General features: G+C 56.8%; 23 protein-coding genes and 1 pseudogene. 7 read left to right on the forward strand and 17 right to left on the reverse strand.

Annotation, left to right across the window (positions count from 1 at the left end; genetic code table 11):
- The first annotated feature begins 173 nt into the window (after nt 1-173).
- Genes VOI23_RS03295 through mutT form a run of 3 tightly spaced genes read left to right on the forward strand, consistent with a single transcriptional unit; the run spans nt 174 to nt 2682 of the window.
- Nucleotides 174-1025, forward strand: a complete 852-nt coding sequence (locus VOI23_RS03295) for a peptidylprolyl isomerase (protein ID WP_323781484.1) — start codon at nt 174-176, stop codon at nt 1023-1025.
- A gap of 3 nt (nt 1026-1028) precedes the next feature.
- Nucleotides 1029-2273, forward strand: coding sequence for a bifunctional glutamate N-acetyltransferase/amino-acid acetyltransferase ArgJ (gene argJ, locus VOI23_RS03300; protein ID WP_323781486.1), 1245 nt, complete (start codon nt 1029-1031; stop codon nt 2271-2273).
- A gap of 10 nt (nt 2274-2283) precedes the next feature.
- Nucleotides 2284-2682 carry an 8-oxo-dGTP diphosphatase MutT gene (gene mutT / locus VOI23_RS03305; protein WP_323781489.1) on the forward strand — a complete coding sequence of 133 codons (399 nt, stop codon included), beginning with the start codon at nt 2284-2286 and terminating at the stop codon, nt 2680-2682.
- A 399-nt stretch (nt 2683-3081) separates the two neighbouring features.
- Here the strand turns inward: mutT and infB are convergent, their stop codons facing one another.
- From infB to pip, 5 genes are all read right to left on the reverse strand, one after another.
- Complete coding sequence (infB, locus tag VOI23_RS03310; RefSeq protein WP_323781493.1) at nt 3082-5583, reverse strand: translation initiation factor IF-2; 2502 nt, start codon at nt 5581-5583, stop codon at nt 3082-3084.
- Nucleotides 5584-5593: 10 nt separating this feature from the next.
- Nucleotides 5594-6214, reverse strand: a complete 621-nt coding sequence (locus VOI23_RS03315) for an RNA-binding protein (protein ID WP_323781496.1) — start codon at nt 6212-6214, stop codon at nt 5594-5596.
- 22 nt (nt 6215-6236) lie between these two features.
- On the reverse strand, nt 6237-7856 hold the full coding sequence (gene nusA / locus VOI23_RS03320; RefSeq protein ID WP_323781499.1) for a transcription termination factor NusA: 1620 nt from the start codon (nt 7854-7856) through the stop codon (nt 6237-6239).
- Between the two features lie 4 nt (nt 7857-7860).
- Nucleotides 7861-8451, reverse strand: a complete 591-nt coding sequence (rimP, locus tag VOI23_RS03325) for a ribosome maturation factor RimP (RefSeq protein ID WP_323781502.1) — start codon at nt 8449-8451, stop codon at nt 7861-7863.
- A gap of 283 nt (nt 8452-8734) precedes the next feature.
- Nucleotides 8735-9718 carry a prolyl aminopeptidase gene (pip, locus tag VOI23_RS03330; RefSeq protein ID WP_323781505.1) on the reverse strand — a complete coding sequence of 328 codons (984 nt, stop codon included), beginning with the start codon at nt 9716-9718 and terminating at the stop codon, nt 8735-8737.
- Nucleotides 9719-9767: 49 nt separating this feature from the next.
- Here pip and ubiG point away from each other — a divergent pair, with 49 nt between their 5' ends.
- Complete coding sequence (gene ubiG / locus VOI23_RS03335) at nt 9768-10514, forward strand: bifunctional 2-polyprenyl-6-hydroxyphenol methylase/3-demethylubiquinol 3-O-methyltransferase UbiG (RefSeq protein WP_323781508.1); 747 nt, start codon at nt 9768-9770, stop codon at nt 10512-10514.
- A gap of 49 nt (nt 10515-10563) precedes the next feature.
- On the opposite strand, the gene VOI23_RS03340 is transcribed toward ubiG, so the two are convergent.
- From VOI23_RS03340 to VOI23_RS03355, 4 genes are read right to left on the reverse strand one after another with little or no spacing between them, the layout of a single operon-like run.
- On the reverse strand, nt 10564-11004 hold the full coding sequence (locus tag VOI23_RS03340; protein WP_323781511.1) for a MarR family winged helix-turn-helix transcriptional regulator: 441 nt from the start codon (nt 11002-11004) through the stop codon (nt 10564-10566).
- A complete protein-coding gene (locus tag VOI23_RS03345) occupies nt 11001-11834 on the reverse strand; it encodes a carbon-nitrogen hydrolase family protein (protein ID WP_323781514.1) in 834 nt (277 codons plus the stop codon). The genes VOI23_RS03340 and VOI23_RS03345 overlap by 4 nt, the downstream gene beginning before the upstream one ends.
- A gap of 2 nt (nt 11835-11836) precedes the next feature.
- The gene (grxC, locus tag VOI23_RS03350) at nt 11837-12094 is read right to left on the reverse strand and encodes a glutaredoxin 3 (protein WP_323781517.1); all 258 of its coding nucleotides are present in this window, start codon (nt 12092-12094) and stop codon (nt 11837-11839) included.
- A gap of 41 nt (nt 12095-12135) precedes the next feature.
- Entirely contained in the window at nt 12136-12867 is a 732-nt protein-coding gene (locus VOI23_RS03355; RefSeq protein WP_323781520.1) for a ComF family protein, read from the reverse strand.
- A 14-nt stretch (nt 12868-12881) separates the two neighbouring features.
- On the opposite strand from VOI23_RS03355, the gene VOI23_RS03360 reads away from it, so the two are divergent.
- The gene (locus VOI23_RS03360) at nt 12882-13697 is read left to right on the forward strand and encodes an SAM-dependent methyltransferase (RefSeq protein ID WP_323781523.1); all 816 of its coding nucleotides are present in this window, start codon (nt 12882-12884) and stop codon (nt 13695-13697) included.
- Between the two features lie 189 nt (nt 13698-13886).
- The gene (gene hemH / locus VOI23_RS03365) at nt 13887-14951 is read left to right on the forward strand and encodes a ferrochelatase (protein ID WP_323781526.1); all 1065 of its coding nucleotides are present in this window, start codon (nt 13887-13889) and stop codon (nt 14949-14951) included.
- A gap of 128 nt (nt 14952-15079) precedes the next feature.
- Here hemH and VOI23_RS03370 read toward each other — a convergent pair whose 3' ends face one another.
- Nucleotides 15080-15262 carry a hypothetical protein gene (locus VOI23_RS03370; RefSeq protein WP_323781527.1) on the reverse strand — a complete coding sequence of 61 codons (183 nt, stop codon included), beginning with the start codon at nt 15260-15262 and terminating at the stop codon, nt 15080-15082.
- A 141-nt stretch (nt 15263-15403) separates the two neighbouring features.
- The gene (locus tag VOI23_RS03375; protein ID WP_323781530.1) at nt 15404-16006 is read right to left on the reverse strand and encodes a L,D-transpeptidase; all 603 of its coding nucleotides are present in this window, start codon (nt 16004-16006) and stop codon (nt 15404-15406) included.
- 167 nt (nt 16007-16173) lie between these two features.
- Between VOI23_RS03375 and VOI23_RS03380 the strand changes: the two genes are divergently transcribed.
- Nucleotides 16174-16689 carry a CAP domain-containing protein gene (locus VOI23_RS03380; protein WP_323781532.1) on the forward strand — a complete coding sequence of 172 codons (516 nt, stop codon included), beginning with the start codon at nt 16174-16176 and terminating at the stop codon, nt 16687-16689.
- A gap of 109 nt (nt 16690-16798) precedes the next feature.
- Here the strand turns inward: VOI23_RS03380 and VOI23_RS03385 are convergent, their stop codons facing one another.
- The 6 genes and pseudogenes from VOI23_RS03385 to VOI23_RS03410 all read right to left on the reverse strand — a co-directional run bounded on the left by VOI23_RS03385 (nt 16799) and on the right by VOI23_RS03410 (nt 23270).
- Nucleotides 16799-17293 (reverse strand): L,D-transpeptidase family protein, encoded by a 495-nt coding sequence (locus VOI23_RS03385; RefSeq protein ID WP_323781535.1) that lies wholly within the window; start codon nt 17291-17293, stop codon nt 16799-16801.
- A gap of 73 nt (nt 17294-17366) precedes the next feature.
- A complete protein-coding gene (locus tag VOI23_RS03390) occupies nt 17367-18590 on the reverse strand; it encodes a class I SAM-dependent RNA methyltransferase (protein ID WP_323781538.1) in 1224 nt (407 codons plus the stop codon).
- A gap of 37 nt (nt 18591-18627) precedes the next feature.
- A pseudogene (locus VOI23_RS03395) lies at nt 18628-20480 on the reverse strand (ABC transporter ATP-binding protein).
- A gap of 63 nt (nt 20481-20543) precedes the next feature.
- The gene (locus VOI23_RS03400) at nt 20544-21689 is read right to left on the reverse strand and encodes a CCA tRNA nucleotidyltransferase (protein ID WP_323781540.1); all 1146 of its coding nucleotides are present in this window, start codon (nt 21687-21689) and stop codon (nt 20544-20546) included.
- Entirely contained in the window at nt 21686-22282 is a 597-nt protein-coding gene (locus VOI23_RS03405; protein WP_323781542.1) for a CoA pyrophosphatase, read from the reverse strand. The genes VOI23_RS03400 and VOI23_RS03405 overlap by 4 nt, the downstream gene beginning before the upstream one ends.
- Nucleotides 22275-23270 (reverse strand): Hsp33 family molecular chaperone HslO, encoded by a 996-nt coding sequence (locus VOI23_RS03410; protein WP_323781545.1) that lies wholly within the window; start codon nt 23268-23270, stop codon nt 22275-22277. The genes VOI23_RS03405 and VOI23_RS03410 overlap by 8 nt, the downstream gene beginning before the upstream one ends.
- Nucleotides 23271-23287 lie beyond the last annotated feature (17 nt).

Here is a 23287-nt window from a genome sequence, read left to right on the forward strand (position 1 = left end):
ATTCCGATCCGGTCGTTGACAATATCGTGCGTGGCATTTGCTTGCTGCCCCCTGATGCACCGAATAAAACAAGTGCGAAGTCCAGCGCTCCAAAGGCCTCAAGGCGATGTAAGGGGACGCTGGTGCAGTGTCAACGTTACGCGCCCAGAGTGCGCCCTGAAAGGACCCAGCCCATGTCAAAACGCCTCACTTTCCTGTCAGCAGCCGCATTAACACTCAGCATGGCGCTACCAGTGGCAGCACAGGACGGCCCCAAATCAGAGGATGTGGTCGCAACAGTGAACGGGACAGAGATCACTCTTGGCCATGTCCTGCAACTCCATCGGGGATTGCCTGCGCAATATCAGCAACTTCCGCCCGAAACGTTGCTGCCCGGCATTTTGAACCAAGTGATTCAACAGACCCTGCTGGAACAAAGCCTTGAAGGTGACCTTCCCAAATCCATTCAATACGAGCTGGACAATCAACGCCGCGCCGCGCTGGCAAATAGTGCAATTGGCGCTGTGTTGAAAACGGCTATGACCGAAGAAGCATTGCAGGCGGAATACGACGCTAGCTATGCCGATTTCGAACCCACTCCTGAATATAACGCTGCTCATATCCTGTTAAAAACCCAGGAAGAGGCGCAAAAAATCGCCGAAGAAGCTCGCAGCGGCGCCGATTTCGCAGAACTCGCCAAAACTCATTCCACCGGTCCATCGGCCCCCAATGGCGGGTCTTTGGGTTGGTTTGGCCCAGGCATGATGGTGCCATCGTTTGAAAAAGCCGTCGTCGCACTGGAGGCCGGACAAATTTCAGATCCGGTAGAAACCCAATTCGGCTGGCACGTGATCAAACTGATCGAAACCCGTGATGCCCCCAAGCCCAGCCTGGACGAAGTCCGCGCTGAACTGGAAGGCGGCCTTCAGGAAAAGATCATCACGGCGCTGTTGGACGACCTGACAGCCAAGGCCAACATCGACCGGACCGCTGCGGATGCTCTTGATCCCGCCGTTTTGTCCGATCCCAGCCTACTCGAGGACTGATCAATGGCTGGCAAGCTTCCCGTTTCCCCGCTGGCACCAGCTAATTTCCCCGATCTACCGGTGATCGAAGGCGTAACCTTCGCCACCGCTCAGGCTGGAGTGAAATACAAGGACCGCACCGACGTGATGCTAGCGTTGCTAACGCCTGGCACCACCATGACCGGCGTGTTCACACGATCGTCCACCCGGTCGGCCAATGTTCTGGACTGCCAGGCGAAGATCGAAGGCGACAGCGATGCTGGGGCTGCGATCATCGTCAATTCAGGCAATTCCAACGCCTTCACCGGTCGCGCCGGTGAAGGGTCCGTCGCGGCGATCTGTGACGCGGTGGCCGAAGCTACGGGCCTTCCGTCCGAGCGGGTCTTCACCAGTTCCACCGGGGTAATCGGCGAACGGCTGCCCCATGACCGGATCACCGCAAAGGTGGCCGAACTGGTCGAAAACCAAGACGCAGGCAACATCTCCAATGCGGCCAATGCGATCATGACTACCGACACCTTCCCGAAAGGCGCCACAGCGACCGCTACACTCGATGGTGTCGAGGTAAAGATCGCCGGTTTTGCCAAGGGCTCCGGCATGATCGCGCCTGATATGGCGACCATGCTCTGCTATATCTTCACCGACACAGCGATTTCGCGCGACGTGCTTCAGCAATGCCTCTGGCTCGACAATGCCTCGACCTTCAATTGTGTGACGGTGGATGGGGATACCTCGACGTCCGATACGGTTCTGGTTGCCGCCACCGGCAAGGCCGACATGGAGCCGATCACCGATTTCGCCGATCCGCGCGTACGGGTCTTCCGCAATGCGTTCCATGCGGTGATGAAAGATCTCGCGATCCAAATCGCAAGGGACGGCGAAGGCGCGACCAAGTTGATTGAGGTGCAGGTTACCGGTGCAAATGCCAATGGTCCCGCGCATCGTATTGCCATGGCCATCGCCAATTCGCCGCTGGTGAAAACCGCCGTGGCCGGCGAAGATCCGAACTGGGGTCGTGTCGTCATGGCCGTCGGCAAGGCGGGCGAGCGCGCCGAACGCGATCGACTAACGATCTGGTTCGGCGACATTCTCGTTGCTGAGAACGGCTGGGTTGCTCCGTCCTACACTGAAGAAGCCGGCGCCGCGTACATGAAAAAGGACGAGATTGTCATTCGAGTCGATCTCGGCCTCGACAATGGCACGGCCACGGTTTGGACCTGCGATCTGACCCACGGCTATATTTCGATCAATGCCGATTATCGGTCCTGAGGCGGTACCGATGAAAACTGTTCTGGTATCCGCCGTCGCCCTAATCGACACAGATGGTCGTATCCTTCTGGCTCAACGGCCAGAAGGAAAATCCATGGCGGGGTTGTGGGAATTTCCTGGTGGCAAAATCGAACCGGGGGAAACACCGGAACACGCCCTGGTCCGCGAATTGAAGGAAGAGTTGGGAATAGATACCTGGTCCAGCTGCCTGGCTCCGCTGACCTTTGCCAGCCACAGCTATGACAGTTTCCATCTTCTGATGCCGCTCTTTGCCTGTCGTAAATGGGACGGTATTCCGCACCCACAAGAAGGTCAGACTCTAAAATGGGTGCATGCCCGCGATCTTCGCGATTACCCGATGCCTCCGGCCGATATACCACTGATTCCAGTTCTTCGAGATTGGCTGTGACCCGCGCCTTCGGACATCTGCTCATCATAGAAACAAAGTTTTTACTGCCGCGGCCCCTGCTTTTGAGCGTATTAGCCTTCTCATTGGTATAGATTTAGGGGCAATTCGTCATTTTTTCGTAGGTTTCCCGTCAAAAAATTCGTAAATTTTGAGCAAGTCAATCTTTTGGGGAGGATTAGACAATGCTTCGTACGATCGTGATTGGAAATTATGTTTCTGTTCAGGGAACATTTGTTCGGGGCCTGCCGGACGGTAAGATTCTTGTCCGGGTGGGTGACCGGGAATTCGCAGGACATCCGGTATCACAAAAGGCCGCCTGACGCGAAATATCTACTGGAATAGAAAAAGGGGAGAGCATCAGCTCTCCCCTTTTATTTTGGAAAATCCTGATCCGACAAATCACTCCAGATTGCGTTCGACCTCTTCGCGTTCGAAAATCTCGATCACATCGCCGGGACGGATATCGTCGTAGTTTTCGAATGCCATACCACATTCCTGACCCGACTGAACGTCTTTGACTTCGTCCTTGAAGCGCTTCAGCGTCTTCAATGTGCCTTCGTGGATCACCACGTCGTCGCGGAGCAGACGCACACCGGCGGACCGACGAGCAACACCTTCGGTGACCAGACAGCCAGCAACTTTGCCAACGCCCGAGACCTTGAACACTTCCTTGATCTGGGCATAGCCGATGAAATGTTCGCGGATTTCCGCAGACAACAGACCGGACGCAGCAGCCTTAACATCGTCCACCAGATCATAGATGACCGAATAATAGCGGATCTCCACGCCCTTCTGGTTGGCCGAATTCCGTGCCGACGCGTTGGCCCGCACGTTGAAGCCCATAATCGGGGCACCCGACGCTTCGGCAAGGCCAACATCGGTTTCGGTAATCGCACCGACACCGTAATGCAGCACCCGTACGCGGACTTCTTCGTTGCCAATTTTTTCCATCGCCTGAACGATGGCTTCGGCAGACCCCTGCACGTCGGCTTTGACCAGAATTGGCAGTTCCTTGACGTTTTCGTCTTCCTTGGCTTTCTGCATCAACTGATCGAGCGTGGTTGCGGCCCCGGCAGCGGCGCGTTTGTCCTTCGCGGCGCTTTCGCGATATTCTGCGATCTCGCGCGCCTGGGCTTCGGTATCCACAACGTTCAGAACGTCACCCGCTTCTGGTGTGCCGTTAAGGCCCAGAACCTCGACCGGAACCGACGGTCCGGCTTCCTGTACCCGCTCACCCTTGTCATCGACAAGTGCGCGGACACGGCCCCATTGTTCGCCAACGACAAAGATGTCGCCCTGCTTCAACGTCCCCTTCTGTACCAGAACGGTGGCAACCGGACCGCGGCCGATATCCAGCTGCGCTTCGATCACCGCGCCTTCTGCGGCGCGATCAGGATTGGCTTTCAATTCCAGGATTTCAGCTTGCAGAGCGATCGATTCCAAAAGCTCATCAAGACCTTGTCCAGTAACGGCAGACACTTCCACATCTTGCACATCGCCTGACATTTCTTCGACGATCACTTCGTACTGCAGCAGTTCAGCCCGCACCTTGTTCGGATCGGCGGCAGGTTTGTCACATTTGTTGATCGCCACGATCATCGGCACTTTGGCGGCCTTGGCATGGTTGATCGCTTCGATCGTCTGCGGCATGACCGAATCGTCGGCAGCCACAACCAGAACCACGATATCCGTAACCTGTGCACCGCGTGACCGCATCGAAGTAAAGGCGGCGTGACCCGGCGTGTCGAGGAAAGTCAGAGTCGACCCGCTTTCGGTTTTCACCTGATAGGCACCGATGTGCTGGGTGATACCACCCGCTTCACCGGAAACCACCTTGGCATTCCGGATCGCATCCAGAAGCGACGTCTTGCCGTGGTCAACGTGACCCATGATAGTGATGACCGGAGGACGCGGCTTCAGATCGCCTTCGTCTTCCTCGACATGTTGAATCACGTCTTCCACATCGGAATCTGACACCCGTTGAATACGGTGGCCGAATTCTTCAACGATCAGCTCGGCGGTATCGGCATCAATGGGTTGGTTCTGCGTGACCATCATCCCCATCTTCATCAGCGACTTGACCACATCGGCGACGCGTTCCGCCATCCGGTTGGCCAGTTCCGATACCACGATGGTTTCGGGCACCCGAACGTCGCGGACAACCTTTTCGCGTTCAACCGGAGCGCCCATCGCCTTCTGCCGCGCGCGTTCCTGTTTCCGCTTCATCGCTGCCAGCGATTTTGTCCGTCCACCTTCACGACCCGAAAGCGCTTGATTGACCGTCAGTTTGCCAGACCGACGACCATCATCCCTGCTTTTGCTGCGGGTGCGGTCATCTTCGCGTTCTTTCTTGCGGCCGGGTGCGGCGGCGCCACCAGTCGGAGCCGATTTCTGCGCCCGCGCCGGGGTTTTCTGTTCGCCGTCTTCCGGCGGCGCAGCAGCAGCGGCAGCCGCGCGCTTGGCGGCGTCTTCGGCTTCTTGCTTCTTACGCGCTTCTTCTTCGGCCCGGGCCTTCAACGCCTGTTCGCGTTCGCGCTCTTCACGTTCCTTGGCTTCGGCCTCTTCGCGGCGGCGCATGCGTTCTTCTTCGCGCGCCTTTTCTTCGGCGACACGCGTAGCGGCTTCTTCCACTTCGCGTGCTTTGGCCGCCTGCAACGCCTTCATCCGGCGTTCCATTTCCGCATCCGAAATTCCTGCCGGACGTCTGGACGGATCACCCGCTGTCTGGCCCGATTTGCCAGCGCCTGAGTTTGCTGCGCCGGGTTTCGGCACCACAACGCGCTTGCGCTTGGTTTCCACCACGACGTTTTTGGTCCGACCGTGGCTGAAGCTTTGCTTCACATTGCCCGAACGGGGCCCGCCACGTACACCCAAAGTCTTTTTACCGTCGTTGTCGCTCATCTGGCTCTCTTCATCCTTTCCGGCGGTCATCGTCGCCGCCCAGGGCTCGCATACCCTTAAGTCTTGCGGCTTCCTCTACTACACGCTGGGTCAAACCACCAGCGCCTAGCACCACATGTATTACAGTTTGTCGCCCAAAGGCCTGACCCAGCTCGTCCGCTGTTAGCCAACCAATAAACGACCCGCCTTCCGGCGTGTGCAGTTTCGACTTGCCCCGACCCGAACCATCACTGGCCTGGATCAAAACTTCGGCATAGTCCTTGACTAGCCAATCCTTAACTTTTTCGAACCCGGTGACGGCTTCGCCACCCTTCCGGGCCAAGCTGATCAAATCAATCACCCGCCGCACCAGCGCCTGTTCCACAAGATCCGGCAGATCTTCAGGCACAGTCACCTGTTGTTTGGCAGCGCGGGCAAACAGCCCCTTTTTTACCGCTTTTTCCAGCGCGGCACGATCCGCAGAAACCCAAATTCCACGCCCCGGCAACTTTTCCATAAGATCCGGCACGATCTGACCATCCGGCCCCACCACGAAACGGATCAGCCCAAATTTGGGCCGAACCTCGCCGGTGGCGATGCACTTGCGCTCGGAACCGTCTTCCCGGTCCTTATTACGTCCGCCGCGCGTCATTCGGTTCCCCCGAGACCTGCAATCAGGCCTCGGCCTCCTCGGCGTTGTCTTCGCCTTCAGCCGCATCTTCTCCGGCTTCAAGCTCGGCAGGATCGACCCAGCCCAACGCGATGCGGGCGGTCATGATCATATTCTGCGCCTCTTCCAGCGACATGTCGAAAGGTTCCAGCAGCCCTTCGTCCTTGACCCGTTCGCCATTCACCGTGGTCCAGCCGCCCGCCAGTTCCCAGTCGGCACAGGTGGCGAAATCTTCCAGTGTTTTCACGCCGTCTTCGGCCAAGGCCTGAATCATTTGGGGTGTCAGACCCTCAAAGTCAAACAGGCTGTCCTCGACGCCCAATTCACGAGCCTTTTCAATGGCTGCTTTCGCCTGGGCTTCCAAGAAATCGCGCGCACGGGCTTGCAGTTCCTTGGCGGTATCTTCGTCAACACCGTCGATCACCAGCAGCTCGTCGAGCTCAACATAAGCGACTTCTTCGAGGTTGGTGAACCCTTCGGCCACCAGCAATTGAGCAAAGAATTCGTCAACGTCCAGAGTGTTGACGAAAAGCTGGGTGCGTTCTTCGAATTCCTTCTGACGACGTGCCGATTCGTCCGATTCGGTCATGATGTCGATATCCAGACCGGTCAACTGGCTCGCCAGGCGCACGTTCTGGCCACGGCGACCAATGGCCAGCGAAAGCTGTTCATCCGGCACCACAACCTCGATACGCTCGGCTTCTTCATCCAGAACAACCTTGCTGACTTCGGCAGGCTGCAGCGCGTTCACCAAGAACGTCGGCACATCTTCGTTCCATGGGATGATGTCAATCTTTTCACCCTGCAGTTCATTCACGACGGCCTGAACACGGCTGCCGCGCATACCGACACAGGCACCAACCGGATCAATCGAATTGTCATAAGATACCACGGCAATCTTGGCGCGCGATCCGGGATCACGAGCCACAGCCTTGATTTCGATGATACCGTCATAGATTTCCGGCACTTCCATCTTGAACAGCTCAGCCATGAATTCCGGCGCGGTGCGCGACAGGAAAATCTGCGGCCCGCGGGTTTCGCGGCGCACATCCTTGATGAAGCAGCGCACCCGATCATTCGGTCGATAGCTTTCCCGGCCGATTTTTTCGTTGCGCCGCAAAATACCTTCGCCACGCCCCACATCGACGATCACGTTGCCATATTCTTCACGCTTAACAACACCGTTGATGATGGTGCCCTTGCGATCCTGAAATTCTTCGAACTGGCGATCACGTTCCGCTTCGCGGACTTTCTGCAAAATCACCTGCTTGGCCGATTGCGCCGCGATCCGGCCCAGTTCAACGGGCGGCACTTCTTCGACAAGGGTATCACCCACTTGCGGGTTTTCCATGTACTGACGCGCCTGTTCGACGGTCAGTTCAGACTGGTAGTTTTCCAACTCCTCATCTTCGACCACCGTGCGGACACGGGTAAAGGTCGCCCTGCCGGTTTTGCGGTCGATCGCCACCCGAATGTCCATTTCCGCGCCATAACGCGACTTGGCCGCACGGGCGAGCGATTCTTCCATCGCTTCCACGACCAACGACGGGTCGATCATCTTTTCGCGGGCCACGGCCTCGGCGGTTTGCAACAGCTCCAGCTGATTTGCAGAAGTGATTGCCATGTCTTTAGTCCTCCTGAGAACCGGGTTCTTCGGTTTCAATCTCGTCAAATGAGTCTTCGTTCAGGGTGCCTGCAGCCTTGCGCTGCTTGAGCATCTCTTTAATCAGGTCATCGGTCAGAACCAGCTTGGCATCAGACAGCCAATCGAAGTTCAGCCCAACGGTCACTTCTGCGCCGTCCTGGTCGAGATTGATCAGGACCTCGTCGCCCTCGACCCCGGCCAGAACACCTTTGAAACGACGGCGACCGTCGATCATTTCGGTGGTCTCGATCTTGACCTCGTATCCTTCGAAGGTTTCGAAATCCTTCAGTCGGGTCAGCGGCCGGTCGATACCTGGACTGGAGACTTCGAGGGTATACTGATCCATGATCGGATCCTCGACATCTAGAACCGCTGATACGGCGGTAGAAATTCTGGCACATTCATCAACTTCGATCCCGCCTTCGGGACGTTCGGCCATGATCTGCAGATTGTGGGTCTTGCCACCCATAAGGCGCACGCGCACCAACTCGAACCCCATGTCTTCGATCACGGGGGTGATGATTTCGGCCAGACGACGGTCCATCGCGGCTTTGGCTATCAGGTCGTTGGTCATTTTATCCAAGCACAAAAAAACGGGCACGCGGCCCGTCGATCTTTCCCGGTGGAGCGTCAGAGGTCCGACGCGCCGCTGTTGAGGGGGATATACGCCGCTTTGTCAGGTAGATCAAGCCCCGGTGCCGCAGCTCGATCGATTCATGCAAATACCTAAGCTTTCCCTGATTTGAGAACATATTCAATGGGGGGGGTGGGAGCGTTTGGCGTTGCGATCTTTCTCAACCAAGCCGGACCGGCCACAACCCGGTCCCGCGCAAGGTCAAGCAGATGCGGCACTAGCGCTAGCCCAGCCCGCCCTCTTCCGCGATCTGATCCATTACCCGCACCAGTTCGGCGCTGATCCCTGGTTCGGACAGCGCGTGACCGGCATTACGAATCATCTTCAAATCGGCATTCGGCCAACGTTTGGCCAGTGCCCAGGCAGATGTCGGCGGACATATCATATCGTACCGCCCCTGTACGATCACCCCGGGAATATGGGCGATCTTACCCATGTTATCGAGGATCTGCTGATCCTTCTCCAAGAAAGCTGCATTGGTAAAATAGTGGTTTTCCAACCGCGCAAACGCGCGGGCATATTCGCCGGGACTTTCGCCGCCATGCCCCGTGGAATAGACCGAAGCCAGCGCATTTTCCCACTGCGCCCAGGCCTTGGCATATTTGATTTCGGTCGGCAGATGGCCTGAAAACAATCGCTTGTGATAGGCGGCAATCAGATCGCCCCGCTCTTCCTCGGGGATCAGATCTGCAAAGCGCGCCCAGGTTTCGGGCCAAAACTTGCCGGCGCCGCCGCCATAAAACCAATCGAGTTCATCCTGGGTGGCCAAAAACACGCCGCGCAGAATCAGACCTTTGATCGCACCAGGATGACTTTGGGCATAGATCAGGGCCAATGTCGCTCCCCAGCTGCCGCCAAAAACATACCAGGTGCCAATGTCCAGTTTCTGCCGAATCATTTCGATATCGCGCACCAGATGCCAGGTCGTATTGGCCTCCACACCGGAATGCGGCGTGGACCGGCCACAGCCGCGCTGATCGAACAGTACGATCCGGTACACCCGGGGATCGAAATAGCGCCGCATCGCCGGGCTGCAACCGCCGCCCGGACCGCCATGAAACACAACCACCGGCACCCCATCGGGATTGCCGGATTGTTCCAGATAAACCTTGTGACCCTCGCCCACGTCCAGCATACGCTGATCGAAAGGGTCGACCGGCGGATGCAGATAATGAACTGCGCTTTTTTGGCCCGAGAATTTGTCCATGATCGTCCTATATAGTGGCGCAGACACAAAAGAGCATATGGAGAGCAGAATGCAAACCGCTCAGACCACAGTTGATCCGACCGAGGTTGCCAAATTCGAAGCGATGGCCGCGGAATGGTGGGATCCCAAAGGCAAGTTCAAGCCGCTGCACATGCTCAATCCCTGCCGTTTGGACTATATCACGGGGCAGATCGCGGGGGAATTCGGTCGTGATCTGTCACAGGACCGCCCATTCGAAGGGTTGCGATTGCTTGATATCGGCTGTGGTGGCGGGTTGCTGGCTGAACCAATGGCGCGGTTGGGCGCGACGGTGGTCGGTGCCGATGCGGCGGCGGGAAATATCCCCGTTGCGCAAGTCCATGCGGAACAATCCGGGCTCGATATTGATTACCGCAACATCACCGCCGAGGAACTGGCCGCAGCAGGCGAACAGTTCGACGTGGTTCTGAACATGGAAGTGGTCGAACATGTGGCCGACCCGCTGGCCTATATGACGGCTTGCCAACAGTTGCTGAAACCCGGCGGGCTGATGATCTGCTCAACCATCAACCGCAATCCGAAAAGCTTTGCCGTGGCCATTGTGGGCGCAGAATTCGTCATGCGCTGGTTGCCCAAGGGTACCCATGACTGGTCGAAATTCATCACCCCTGATGAGCTTTATGACCTGATCCGCAATGCTGGTCTCGGACCGGTGGATCGCAAGGGGATGGTGTTCAATCCGATTAGCTGGCAATGGTCGATCTCGGATCGCGACCTGAGCGTGAATTACATCACTGCCAGCGTGAAACCGAGCTAACGTTTTCCGGCATCGAAACGCTGAGAAATCCAAACCGGATTTCGCCGCCTCAGCCACCCTCCAGTTTGCCCCGCAATTCCCGTAATATTGGCAAAACGGCGCGCACTTTTTCATCGCCCAATTCGCCTACCAATTCGGAAATCATCGGTGAAATCGCAGCTAAAGCCGCATCCCGCGCCTGTTTGCCCGCCGGGCTGATCGCCACCATCTTGCGCCGCGCGTCGTCCCAGTCAGGCCGGATATGAACATACCCGGCCCACTCCAGTTTCGACAATGTATTGGTCATCGCCCCGCGTGTTACATGAAAGCTTTTGGCCAATTGCGCGGGTGCGCGTTCATCGCCCACCCTCGCCAGATGGTTCAGCACCGAAAAATGCGAAATCTCCATCCCTTTGGGCAACACCTTGGACAGCCGGTTGCGCACCAACTGATCGGCGGTCAGCAATTCGCTGAACAACGCGATGGCAAGGGAATAGGTTTCGTCACTCAAGGGCCGTCAAACTTTCGGTCATGGGTCAGCGACGGAACCTTCCGGCGCGCTTCTATGACAGCCTTGGTATCAAGATCGACGAATGTGACGCAAGCCTCGGTTCCGGCATCAACCAGAACCTCGCCCCAGGGCGACACTGCCAGCGAATGACCATAGGTACGGCGCGGTTGACCATTATGGGTGTCGTGACTGCCAGTTTGTGCCGGCGCCAGAACGTAACAACCGGTCTCAATAGCGCGGGCGCGCAACAGCGCGTGCCAATGCGCTGCGCCGGTCACTTGTGAAAACGCCGCGGGCACCGTCAGGATCATCGCGCCCGCTTTCGCCAAGGCCCGATGCAGATAGGGAAAGCGCACGTCGTAACAAACCGTCATGCCGACCGTACCGAACGGCGTCTGTGCGCAAACCGCGCGATTGCCGGGGCGATACCCATCCGATTCGCAGTAGGTTTCGGTTTCCGATACCTGCACGTCGAACATGTGGATTTTGTCGTACCAGCCTGCGATATCGCCACCCGGATCAATCAGGAAGGACCGGTTCGCAAATCGCCCATCGGGATCACCCGTTTTCAGGGCCAGCGATCCGATCAGAAGCCAGATCCCGAATTCTCGGGCGTCCGAGCGCAGCGCCTGCAATGTCAGATCATCGTCCTGGTGTTGTAGAACCTCCTGTTGCCGGGTCCGGTTGGAAGACAGGCAATTGGTCACCTCGGGCGTCAGTACGAATTCCGCACCGCCCTGCACAGCCTCACGCAGAAACCCGCGGGTAACGGTCAGATTCGACTCGGGATCATCCGAGGCGTTCAGCTGTAGCATCGCGGCGCGGGTCATTTTCAGCCCGCCAATAGAGGATCGAGCTGGCCCGTCCGCTCCAGATCGTAAAGTTCATCGCAACCACCGATATGACGTTCGCCAATGAAAATCTGCGGCACGGTACGACTCCCGCCGGCCCGTTCGATCATCTTTGGCTTCAGCGACGGGTCGGTAAGCACGTTGAACTCAGTGAATTCGACGCCTTTTTCTTTCAACAGTCGCTTGGCCGCGTGACAAAAACCGCAAAGCGGCGAGGAATAGATTTCAATGGTCGGCATTTGGGTCTTTCCTGAAATTTCACAGATGATTTGTCCTTCATTTAGGCAGCCTTGGCAACGCGCGCCAGTAGCAACACGGAAACTTGCGCCGCGCCTGCCGCCAAACATGCATCGGTCAGGGCGGATAATGTTGCACCGGTCGTCATTACATCATCAATCAACAAGATATGACGACCCGACATCAAATGCGCCCTTCGCGGGTGGACCCGGAACGCCGATTGCATGATGGCAAAACGCTGTTCCAACCCCTGCCCCTTAGTTGAACGGGTCGGTTTCTTCCGCTGCAAAAGGTCTGGACAATAGTCCAGATTCGTCAACTGTGTGAACCGTTCGGCCAACAAAGCAGACTGGTTGAACCGCCGCTGCACCAGACGCAGCCAATGCAGCGGCACCGGCGCGATCAACATATCAGCCGTCAGGATTGGCCGTGCCGCGGCCTGCATCCATCGGGCTGCGGGGCGGGCAATGTCGTGCCGATCCCCATGTTTCAACGCCAACACCAACTTGCGGCCATTGTCCTGATAGAGCAACGCAGCCCGACCCCGCGACCATGGCCGTGGCAGCCGCAGACATTCGTCACACAGGTCCAGTTCGGCCCCCGCTTCGCCAGGAAGAGGTGCACCGCACGCATCGCAGCATAACCCGCCAATGAAGGCCGTATCGCGCCAGCACGGACCGCACAGCCCGTATTCGCTTTCAACGATGTCACCGCAATTCAAACAGCGCGCCGGATAAATCACCCGCAAGGCGGTTTGAAACTTCGCCCAAGCCATTCTATCTAAGCCCCATGACTGACGCCCCCCGCCTGACCGATCGCACCGCCCTTTTGCGCAATCGCGCCCGCGCCTTGCGTGACCCGGCACTGTTCCTGCATGAAACCGCGCTTGAAGAACTTCAGGATCGGCTGGGCATGGTTAACAGGAGCTTTACAAATCCGGCCATCGTCACCGGATTTCCCGATTTCTGGACCAAAGCCTTTCCCGATGCCACGGTGGTGCCGGATGAAGAGGTCCTGTGTCTCTCTGAAGGCGCACATGATCTGGTGATCCACGCCATGTCCCTGCAATGGGCAAATGATCCGGTCGGCCAGATCATCCAGTGCCGCCGGGCACTTAAACCTGACGGGTTTTTCCTGGCTGCGCTTTTTGGCGGACAAACCCTTTCACAACTGCGCACCGCCCTTGCCGAAGCCGAGGTGGAAAGGACCGGTGGGCTATCGCCCCGAATTCTGCCAATGGCCGAAATCCGTGATCTGGGTGGTTTACTGCAACGGGCCGGGCTGTCCCTGCCCGTTGCCGACAATCTGGCTCTCAACGTCAGTTATCAAACCCCGTTCCATCTGATGCGAGACTTGCGTGCGATGGGCGAATCGAACGCGCTTGCCGGTCGGGCCCGCCACGCTACCCGGCCTTCGATCCTGACCCGCGCAGCCGAGATTTACCAAGCCCATCACAGCGATGATTCCGGCCGCATCCTGGCAACTTTCGAACTTGTTTTCCTGACTGGCTGGTCCCCCGATTCGAGCCAGCCTCAACCGTTGCGCCCCGGAAGCGCCACCAACCGTCTTGCCGAAGTGTTGGGCACGCAGGAAACCAAACTCTAGGTCTTTTCAACTTGTTCAAGATTATCCGGGGAGAATTGCCCATCGGGAAAGACAGGCAAAGTCTATCAATCCGTCGATAAGAATCGACCTCGGTCCACCCCCGAATCCTGTCCTGTCACATTGACCTAGGCGATCAACCGTTTATGTCGGTTGCTGAAGTCAACACAGGAACTAGCAAAGGGTCCCCAGATGCCGGACGTCTCGAAGTCAGCCGTACGCCCAGCCCACGCGCCAAGCGATCATCCCTTGGTGCCAGCTGAAAAAGTGGGAATTCTTATCGCCAACCTGGGCACGCCGGACGGTACAGATTACTGGTCGATGCGCCGTTATCTGGGCGAATTCCTCTCCGATAAACGGGTAATCGATTATCCTTCCTGGAAATGGCAACCACTGTTGCAGCTGATCATTCTGACCAAACGCCCCTTTACATCGGGCGCGGCCTATCGCTCGATCTGGAACAAAGAAAAAGATGAAAGCCCGCTGCTGACCATCACCAAGGAGCAGACCACGGCGTTATCCGGTCTGCTGCATGATCGTTATGGTGATAGTGTGATGGTGGATTTCTGTATGCGCTACGGCAACCCCTCGACCGAATCCAAGGTCCGGGAAATGGTTCATGCAGGGTGCACCAAGATCCTGTTCTTCCCGCTTTACCCTCAATATGCTGGCGCCACGACCGCGACAGCCAACGATCAGTTCTTCCGCGCACTGATGAAAGAAACCAATCAACCCGCTGTTCGCACCATGCCGGATTATTTCGACAAACCAAGCTATATAGAGGCTTTGGCGCAATCGGTCGAAAAGGCCTTTGCAGCAGCTGACAACAAGCCGGAACTACTGGTCGTGTCCTATCATGGAATGCCGAAACGCTATCTGATGCAAGGCGACCCTTATCACTGTAAATGTCAAAAAACCACGCGGCTGCTCAGGGAACGGCTCGGTTGGGACGATACCCGGATCATAACCAGTTTCCAGTCGGTTTTCGGACCCGAAGAATGGTTGAAACCCTACACGGTAGAAGAAGTCGCGCGTCAGGCAGCAGAAGAAGGCAAAAAACATATCGCAGTGATCGCGCCAGCCTTTGCCGCCGACTGCATCGAGACTTTGGAAGAAATCAACGAAGAAATCCGCGAAAGCTTTGAAGATGCGGGAGGGGAAAAATTCACCTACATCCCCTGTCTGAATGCCGACCCACTGCATATGCAAGCATTGGCGGAACTGGTCGAGGAAAACCTCAAGGGCTGGCTGGACTAATTTAGCACATGTGAAATGTGCGAGGGATTTCAGCCTGTTTTCCGCCCCTCAGAACGAATGTTGGTAGCGAACAAAGAAAAAGGCGGTGGAAATCCACCGCCTTTTCCAATTCATGTTCTTCAGACTGATCAGTCAGCAACAACAGCTGCAATAACAGCCAGCATAACCAGCGGGATCAGAACACCACCAGCCGAAGAGCTGGAAGCTTCTTCAACGATTACGACAGGTTCCATCATCGGCTCTGCCATGTTGCCAGCGAATGCAGTCGAAGCGGTAGCAGCCAGAACGGCGGCCAGAACGAGTTTCTTCATAATATCCTCCAGATATTTGCTGAGCGCCTATGATAAAGCGCAAAGCCCCCAAGACTTAGTTTATGATCATGTCTAACCAGCAAACAGAGTCAAATGCAAACTCAACATAACAGCGCTCTGACGCAATTGCCCTTGATATCGTCAAATTAGCAACACTTGAGTGCCAACTTTTGTCAGTGCGAACAATTCAGCGATATGTTCATTGTACAAACCAATGCAGCCATTGGACGAACGACGGCCGATTTTTCTCGTATCGTGAGTCCCGTGAATCCGGTAATAGGTCCAGCTCAGGTACAGCGCATGCGTTCCGAGTGGATTGCCCGGCCCGGCCGGAATAAAATCCGGCCATTCCGGGTTTCGCTTCTTCATCGACGGTGTCGGTCGCCATTCAGGGCCGACAACCTTGCGCACCACGCTGGTGCGACCACGCCGGGTCAGCTCGTCCGTCAATGGTACGCTGGATGGATAGAGCTTGTATGTCTCAGCATCCTCAGACCAGAAATGCAACGCCCGGGAATCAACATCCACCAAGATCGCGCCATTTCGCAGCGAACTGAAATAGGGGTGCCAATCCAGTGCGCGGAAGCTTGAGATATTGTGACGAACGGTTGGTGAAACATCCGCTTCCACTTCGACAGACCCCGCACCATCCACATTTTGGGCAAGTGCCGGGGTACCAATCAAGGCTGCGCTTGCGGCCAAAAAACGTCGTCGATTCATATTGTTCACAGTGTAATCCGTCATAGAAAACTTCCCTTCGCAGTTTTCCTGCGATTTCAAACCATAATATGGCGCGAAAGCCTCAGTCGCAAATCAAACGCTCGTTATTTGGCTAACTCACGCCAATGTGGGTTTGAATCGCAACGTCTTGCAGGCTAGGTCTGTGCTAAACTTATTCGAATGGTGAAGAAATGCTGCGACTCATCGGTCTTGCTCTTATCTCTGTCCTGATGCTTTCGGCTTGTACCGATATGGTCTCAGAGTTGGGCCAAGGCCAGCATTCAGCATCCAGACTTTATCGTATTCGATCCAGCGACGATTCGGCGATCCAATACCGGATGCTCGATTCAATCAACGCACTACGCAAAGCCGCCGGAGCAGGAGCAGTCGAACTGGACGCGAAACTGAACGCCGCAGCGGCGACTCATTCGCGCGATATGTCGGTACAGAACCGGCCATGGCATTTCGGATCCGATGGTTCATCGCCTTTGGATCGGGTCAAGCGTGTTGGGTATTCTGGCGAATTCCGCGGTGAAAATATCTCGGAAACCTACGAAACCGAAATCGTGACGCTGGGGGCCTGGATGGAACAAGTCGACACGCGTCGGGTGATCCTAGACCCAAAGGCAACGGATATGGGCTTTTCCTGGTATCAGGAGTCGAACGGCAAGATTTGGTGGACGCTGGTTCTTGGAAGCCGGTCCTGACAACCGTAACCGTCTTATCAGGGCTTGAGAAAAACATCGTCAGCCACGTCACGAAGCACGGCGCGCAGAGGGCTTGGTGAATTCACGTCCGGAACGCCTTGCACGTTTCTTATGGATAGATCGAAATCGGCGTACCGTCGCGGACCATCGCGTAAATTTCTTCGATTTCACGATTGGTTACGGCAATACAGCCTGCCGTCCAGTCGCGTTCTGTCTTATCAAAGTTCTTTGGCCGGCCGTGGATAAAGATATCCCCGCCCGGGTTATCGCCCGCTTCCTCTGCGATCTGCCTATCGGAATTGTTCGGATAAGAAATTCCCAATGACAGGTAATACTTGCTGTTGGGATTCCTGCGGTTGATTCTGTAATGACCCTCTGGCGTCCTGCCATCGCCCCTGCGGATTTTGTCCCCGTCCGGCGCAAACCCCAATCCAATCCGATAGCTTTTCAGCGTCCTGTCTTTGGATACCAAGTGCATCATCCGCTTTTGTTTCTGCACGACGACGCCGGTCACTTCCTCACCATTATAGGTTTTGAACTTGGTGCTGCAGGCCGCGAGGCCAAACAATACCACAGCCATCATCAACAGCTTGATAACCCGCATTTTTTTACTGCCTCGTTCTTTTTTGGCTATTAATACCTCAAAACGGTCAAAAAGAGTAGCTTTTATTGATCTTTCACACATTTTCCCGCGTCAGGAATGCGACAAGTTCAACATGTGCGGACCAGCGGAATTGATCGACGACCTGGACCCAATTCAACCGATACGAAGCATCAGCTAATATTCTGACATCGCGCGCGAACGTGACCGGATTGCAGGACACGAAAGCGACCACAGATACCTCGGACTCCGCCAATTCCCGAACCTGCGCTTCGGCACCAGCGCGTGGCGGATCGATCACCACGGCATCGAAACGGCGCAGCTCATCCGGCATCAGCGGACGGCGGAACAGATCGCGCGCCTCATGGCTGACCATTTTCAATCCTTTTGCGCGCCGCCAACCCAGATCCAGCGCGGCGATCATCGCTGCGTCGCTTTCAACTGCATGAACCTCGGCCCGTTCTGCCAAAGGCAGCGCGAATGTCCCACAGCCGGAAAACAGATCGGCCACCTGCGCCGCGCTACCTACGATTTCCTGAACAGTGGCCAGCAACGCGGCCTCGCCATCTGGCGTGGCTTGCAAAAAGGCACCCGGTGGGGGCGCAACCAGCGCCTTGCCAAAGCGTTGCAAGGGCGGCTCGCGCTGACCGATCACCTCATCATCCCAGGACAGCCGCGCCAATTTATGCGTCTCTGTTTCAGCCGAAAGTGCCAATCGCAGGGCTTCGTCCAACGGTTTACCGTCGCTCACCGCAATATCCAGACCAGTTTCCGACAGCGTCGCCAAAACGTTCAACTCGCCCTTTCGGCTACCGCCAATCAGCGCGAGTTTTTCCGCCACTGGAATGGCCGCCAACAGATCGGGGTGCAGCAGCTTGCAATCGGGAATCTGGATGATCACATCCGATCCCTTGGCATGAAAACCCGCCATTGCGCCCTTTTTGGTACGGCGCACCGACAGGCTGGCCCTGCGCCGCGCCTGCGGCCGCGATGTCACGATGGGCCGGAATTCGGCGGTCAGCCCCTGCGCCGCCAGCGCCTGCCGTACCACATCAATCTTCCAGTCGGCAACAAACGCATCTGAGGCGTGCTGCAGCTGGCAGCCGCCACAGCTCTTGTAATGTCGACAAGGGGCGGAAACGCGATCATCCGAGGGTGTCACGATCCGCAGGTCGCGCAACCGGTCCCCGTCAAGCTTCCCGCTAACAACTTCGCCCGGCAGGGTCATCGGCGCAAAGACCGGTCCGTCCGCAATGCCATCGCCCCGATGGCCAAGTCTTGTGATCGTGATTTCATCCATGCGGTCAGATACCCCGTCGCGAGGCACATCGGAAGCCCTATTCAGCAGCCGTACCGGCGATATCCTGCGCATCCGAGCCGATGAACCCTCCCGACTGCCGGTCCCAATAGCGGGCATAAAGACCGGATTTAGCCAGCAATTCGCTATGGGTCCCTTGTTCGACGATCCGACCCTGATCGAGCACGATAATGCGGTCCATCTGCGAAATGGTGGACAGCCGGTGGGCAATAGCCAGCACGGTTTTACCTTCCATCACCCGTTCCAGAGCGGATTGAATCGCGGCTTCCACTTCGCTGTCGAGAGCGCTTGTCGCTTCATCCAGAACCAGAATTGGCGCGTCTTTAAGAATCGCCCGGGCCAACGCGATCCGCTGCCGTTGCCCGCCCGACAACTTCACCCCACGTTCGCCAAGATACGCCTCGTATCCGTCCCGCCCCGCGTGATCGCGCAGATTTTGTATGAATTCATGCGCTTCCGCCTTTTCCGCCGCTTCGATCATCTCGCTGTCGCTGGCATCGGGGCGGCCATAAAGGATATTATCCCGGGCCGAGCGATTAAACATCGCGGTTTCCTGCGTGACCATGCCAATCTGCTGCCGCAAGCTTTCCTGTGTCACCTCGCGCAAGTCCTGCCCGTCGATTTCCAGACAACCGTCTTCGGGATCGTAGAGCCGCAAAAGCAGCGCCACCAAGGTCGATTTCCCCGCGCCCGACGCGCCGACAATTCCCAGCTTTTCGCCAGGATGAATCACCAGATCAATATCGGTGACTCCGCCGATTTCACGGCCATAGGCAAAACTGACATGCTTCAGCGAGATTTCGCCTTTGCTAACTCGCAAATCCTTTGCATTGGCCGCGTTTCCAGCCGCACCCGCGGGGTCAGGGTTTTCATCCCATCCTCGACCTCACCCATGCTGGCATAAATCCCCATCAGCGAAAAACTGAACCAGCCAGTCATTTGGGACAGCCGCAGCGATACCGTTCCCGCCGCCACGATTTCCCCGGTCGTTGCCTGTCCTTGCGACCAGAACCAAAGGGTGGTTCCGATCAGGATGATCGGCAAGAGCCCTGCCACGAACATCAGCGACAATCGGAATCCGGTTGCAAGCCAGCCGAATTGCAACGCCTTATCGCGGAACACATCCATTGCGCCCAGCGCCGCGCGGTCTTCATGATCATCCAGCGCGAACAGCTTCACGGTCTTGATATTGGTTATGGTATCGACCACCTGCCCAGACACGGCCGCCCGCGCCCCAGCCCGTGATCCTGCGCGGTCGCGCACCCGGGGTAAAAACCAGCGTATCAGCGCGATATAGACACTAAACCAGCCCAAAAATGCCAAAGCGACCCGATAATCAATCGTCAAAAGCAGCGCTATAGACCCCACGACCGAAGCCATGGCAAAGGCAACCACATGGATTGATTCCAACGTCACCTGCGCCAGCGCATTCGCCGCCTGCATCTGTTTTTGGGCGATGCGCCCGGCAAAATCATTATCGAAAAATTCCACCGACTGACCCAGTGTCCAACGATGCAGCCGCGACAACACCAAGGGCGAAATATTCGGGCCAAGAATCACCCCGTTGGCGAGCGCTGACAGACCAAAAACCACTGGTCGGATCAGAATGAAGAACACGACACTAAACCCGATTAGCGCCATGTTAGAGCCTAAAAAGTAGCTTTCTGGCGTACCGCCCACCGCACTGTCTATCACCCGCCCAAGCAGATAGGCGGTGCCTGCATCGAAGGCGCCCGACGCACAGGACAATAAGGTCGCCAGCCCCACCGCGCCCCAGGCATCGGCCAGGGCCCAACGGATGAACGCAACAAGTTTCTGCGGCGGAGGCCGGTCAGATGGACGAAACGGATCAATCAAACGGAACGATGTCATGGCAATAATCTAGCGAATTTCCCGGCTTTCAGATAGCGCGCTTTTACGCGGCGCAAAGGAATCTCAGCGCAACAATTGCGCTTTGCTCAGGGTGAAACCGGTTGCGATCCAATGCGCTTCCAGTTCCTTCAACCGCGCGCCCAGCGCAGGTCCCTGAAAACCCGGCATCAAATCGGCGGCCTTGACCGGAAATTCCTGATCCGCTCCATATTTTGCCGTTGCGACATCGCCTTCTGTCAAATGCTGTTCCAACATCGCTGCGCGCAGCGACAGAATGCTGACGGCGTTTGTCGCGCCGTAGCGATATCCCAATACGCCTGCTGCTTCGCTACTGGCCATACCCTCACGAAGGAGGGCCAATCGCCTTTTTTCATCATTCGACAGGCGCAGCCCGTGGCCATCTCCGCCCAGACAGGCCAGCCGCCGCATTGGGTCAGTAGCCAGATGAAAATGCTGTTCGATCGACACCAACAGCGGCAGCGCCCGATCATCGCCGCCCTTCAGAACCCGCGCCAACACCCCGGTCATTCGCATCGAAGCGACCGAAGCCGCCGGTTCGGGGGCCGCTAACAATTTGCGCATCTCTGCCCCGATCCGCTCGCGCGAAAGCGCCTCTATACCGTCGAGATTCTCTGCAATCGCCGCCAAAGCCTCGGGGTCAGGGCCACCGAACGGATCGCCGTACCAGGCGTGAAAACGGAAAAACCGCAGGATACGCAAGTAATCTTCGCGGATACGCAGCTCAGGGTCTTCGATGAACCGAACCCGGCGCGCAGACAGGTCGTCGATGCCTTGCTCCAAAGGGTCGTACACTTCACCCTGCGGGTCAGCGTATAGCGCGTTCATGGTAAAATCACGCCGTTTCGCGTCATCGATCATATGTTTGGAATATGCCACGACGGCGCGACGACCGTCGGTTTCAACATCATGTCGAAAGGTAGTGATTTCATGAGGAATGTGACCCGAAACCACCGTGATTGTTCCATGGTCAATCCCGGTCGGAACCGCCCTGAGACCGGCCTTTTCGGCCAGTTCAATCACCATTTCCGGTATCGCATCTGTCGCAAGGTCCAAGTCACTGACGGGTGTCCGCAAAAGCGCATTGCGCACACAACCACCGACGAAATACGCCTGATAGCCGGCTTCGGTCAGGGCGCGGCAAACCGCCTGTGTTTCAGGCCGAGCTATCCACGCGTCTGTAATCTTCATTCCGTCATCCGTTCGGCCAACCCGCGCAAAATGCGCGCAGTCGCACCCCAGATGTAATAAGGACCAAACGGCACCGTAAAGTAGTGCCGTTGTTGTCCGCGCCAGCGGCGCGATTGAACTTGGAAATTCGCCGGATTGCTGAGATGGGCCAAGGGGACTTCAAACACCTCTTCAACCTCGCCCGGTTCGGGCACTGGTGAAAAATCTGGACTGACCTTGGCCAGGACCGGCGTCATTTGAAAACTGGTCACGGTTTCATGGGATGGCAAACGCCCCAGAACCTGCGCCATCTCGGGCGGCAACCCAACCTCTTCATGTGCTTCGCGTAGTGCGGCAGCAACCACGTCAGCGTCGCTCTCTTCCTGTTTGCCGCCCGGGAACGCAATCTGCCCGGGATGATGTTTCAGATGCGACGCCCGCTTGGTCAGGATCACCCTGACTTCGCCCTGCCGCTCAACAAACCCCACCAGAACACCGGCGGCGCGCAATTTTCGCCCTTCTGGCAACACCACATTCGGGTTGAGATCGAAATCGGAAGACGCTGCACTGGTCCGCTCCAGCGCGCGCAGCACCGGGTCGAGCGGATCAGTCATCGTCCGGTGCCTTTGTCGCTTCAAACCCGACCGTCGCCGGGTCGAGATCGTAATGCGCACCACAGAATTGGCAATCGGCAGTGACACGTCCATCATCGGTGGTCATCGTCGAAATATCCTTGGCCGAATAGATCGACAGGCTTTGGCGCACCCGGTCTTCAGAACAGGTACAGCCAAATCGAACCGGCTGTGCATCAAAGACTCTCGGCTGTTCCTCATGAAACAACCGCACCAACAGATCGGTCACAGACACATGCGGTCCGATCAACTCCATGTCATCGACCGAATCAAGCAGGATATTTACCCGATTCCAGTTTTCCCCGGTCTCATCATCGATCAGGTCGCGTGCATGCAGCAATCCGCCTTCCCCAGTGGCTTCGGTTCCTTTGGCGAAAGGTGACGCTTTGGGCATATGCTGAAGCATCACCCCACCGGCCCGCCAGTGTTCACCAATCCCCGGTTCTGTCGCTTTGCCGAAGCTCAGTTCAAACCGGGTGGGCAATTGTTCGGACTGGGCGAAATAGGCTTCGGCACACTCCGCCAGCGACGTGCCGGCGATGGGGGTCAGCCCTTGGTACGGCACCATACCAGTGCCTTGATCAATCATGATCGCGAAATACCCTTCGCCTACCTGATCGAAAGGTGCAGTGTCGGTCAATCGCTTGTCATCATAGCTGGCATAGGCCCGAATCCGTGCCGGTTCACCTTCGTCAGAGGGACCATAATAATCGGTTGCGATCATCCGCACCGGACCTTTTGACTGAACCTGCAATGATAGTTTCCAACGCAGCTTGACCGTCTGTCCGATCAACGCGGTCAGCAACGCCATCTCGGCCACCAACGCTTCGACCACGGGCGGGTAATCGTGCTGTTTCAGAATATTGCCCAACACGCCGTCAAGCCGCGCCACGCGACCGCGAATATCTGCATTGTCCAACTGGAACGGCAAAACAGTATCGTCCCAGGCGATTTTCGATCCAAGAGTCATAGGGTTTCCTTATGCGC

Source organism: Thalassovita sp. (genome assembly GCF_034670005.1).
GTDB lineage: Bacteria > Pseudomonadota > Alphaproteobacteria > Rhodobacterales > Rhodobacteraceae > Thalassobius.

Excerpts from the sequence above, each read along its gene's own strand:
- grxC (WP_323781517.1), bottom strand. The coding sequence starts at position 12,094 with ATGCCGACCATTGAAATCTATTCCTCGCCGCTTTGCGGTTTTTGTCAC.
- mutT (WP_323781489.1), top strand. The coding sequence starts at position 2,284 with ATGAAAACTGTTCTGGTATCCGCCGTCGCCCTAATCGACACAGATGGT.
- VOI23_RS03390 (WP_323781538.1), bottom strand. The coding sequence starts at position 18,590 with ATGGATGAAATCACGATCACAAGACTTGGCCATCGGGGCGATGGCATT.
- VOI23_RS03355 (WP_323781520.1), bottom strand. The coding sequence starts at position 12,867 with ATGGCTTGGGCGAAGTTTCAAACCGCCTTGCGGGTGATTTATCCGGCG.
- nusA (WP_323781499.1), bottom strand. The coding sequence starts at position 7,856 with ATGGCAATCACTTCTGCAAATCAGCTGGAGCTGTTGCAAACCGCCGAG.
- VOI23_RS03410 (WP_323781545.1), bottom strand. The coding sequence starts at position 23,270 with ATGACTCTTGGATCGAAAATCGCCTGGGACGATACTGTTTTGCCGTTC.
- VOI23_RS03295 (WP_323781484.1), top strand. The coding sequence starts at position 174 with ATGTCAAAACGCCTCACTTTCCTGTCAGCAGCCGCATTAACACTCAGC.
- VOI23_RS03405 (WP_323781542.1), bottom strand. The coding sequence starts at position 22,282 with ATGACTGATCCGCTCGACCCGGTGCTGCGCGCGCTGGAGCGGACCAGT.
- VOI23_RS03370 (WP_323781527.1), bottom strand. The coding sequence starts at position 15,262 with ATGAAGAAACTCGTTCTGGCCGCCGTTCTGGCTGCTACCGCTTCGACT.
- infB (WP_323781493.1), bottom strand. The coding sequence starts at position 5,583 with ATGAGCGACAACGACGGTAAAAAGACTTTGGGTGTACGTGGCGGGCCC.
- VOI23_RS03315 (WP_323781496.1), bottom strand. The coding sequence starts at position 6,214 with ATGACGCGCGGCGGACGTAATAAGGACCGGGAAGACGGTTCCGAGCGC.
- VOI23_RS03380 (WP_323781532.1), top strand. The coding sequence starts at position 16,174 with ATGCTGCGACTCATCGGTCTTGCTCTTATCTCTGTCCTGATGCTTTCG.
- hemH (WP_323781526.1), top strand. The coding sequence starts at position 13,887 with ATGCCGGACGTCTCGAAGTCAGCCGTACGCCCAGCCCACGCGCCAAGC.
- rimP (WP_323781502.1), bottom strand. The coding sequence starts at position 8,451 with ATGACCAACGACCTGATAGCCAAAGCCGCGATGGACCGTCGTCTGGCC.
- pip (WP_323781505.1), bottom strand. The coding sequence starts at position 9,718 with ATGGACAAATTCTCGGGCCAAAAAAGCGCAGTTCATTATCTGCATCCG.
- VOI23_RS03345 (WP_323781514.1), bottom strand. The coding sequence starts at position 11,834 with ATGACCCGCGCCGCGATGCTACAGCTGAACGCCTCGGATGATCCCGAG.
- argJ (WP_323781486.1), top strand. The coding sequence starts at position 1,029 with ATGGCTGGCAAGCTTCCCGTTTCCCCGCTGGCACCAGCTAATTTCCCC.
- ubiG (WP_323781508.1), top strand. The coding sequence starts at position 9,768 with ATGCAAACCGCTCAGACCACAGTTGATCCGACCGAGGTTGCCAAATTC.
- VOI23_RS03375 (WP_323781530.1), bottom strand. The coding sequence starts at position 16,006 with ATGACGGATTACACTGTGAACAATATGAATCGACGACGTTTTTTGGCC.
- VOI23_RS03400 (WP_323781540.1), bottom strand. The coding sequence starts at position 21,689 with ATGAAGATTACAGACGCGTGGATAGCTCGGCCTGAAACACAGGCGGTT.
- VOI23_RS03360 (WP_323781523.1), top strand. The coding sequence starts at position 12,882 with ATGACTGACGCCCCCCGCCTGACCGATCGCACCGCCCTTTTGCGCAAT.
- VOI23_RS03385 (WP_323781535.1), bottom strand. The coding sequence starts at position 17,293 with ATGCGGGTTATCAAGCTGTTGATGATGGCTGTGGTATTGTTTGGCCTC.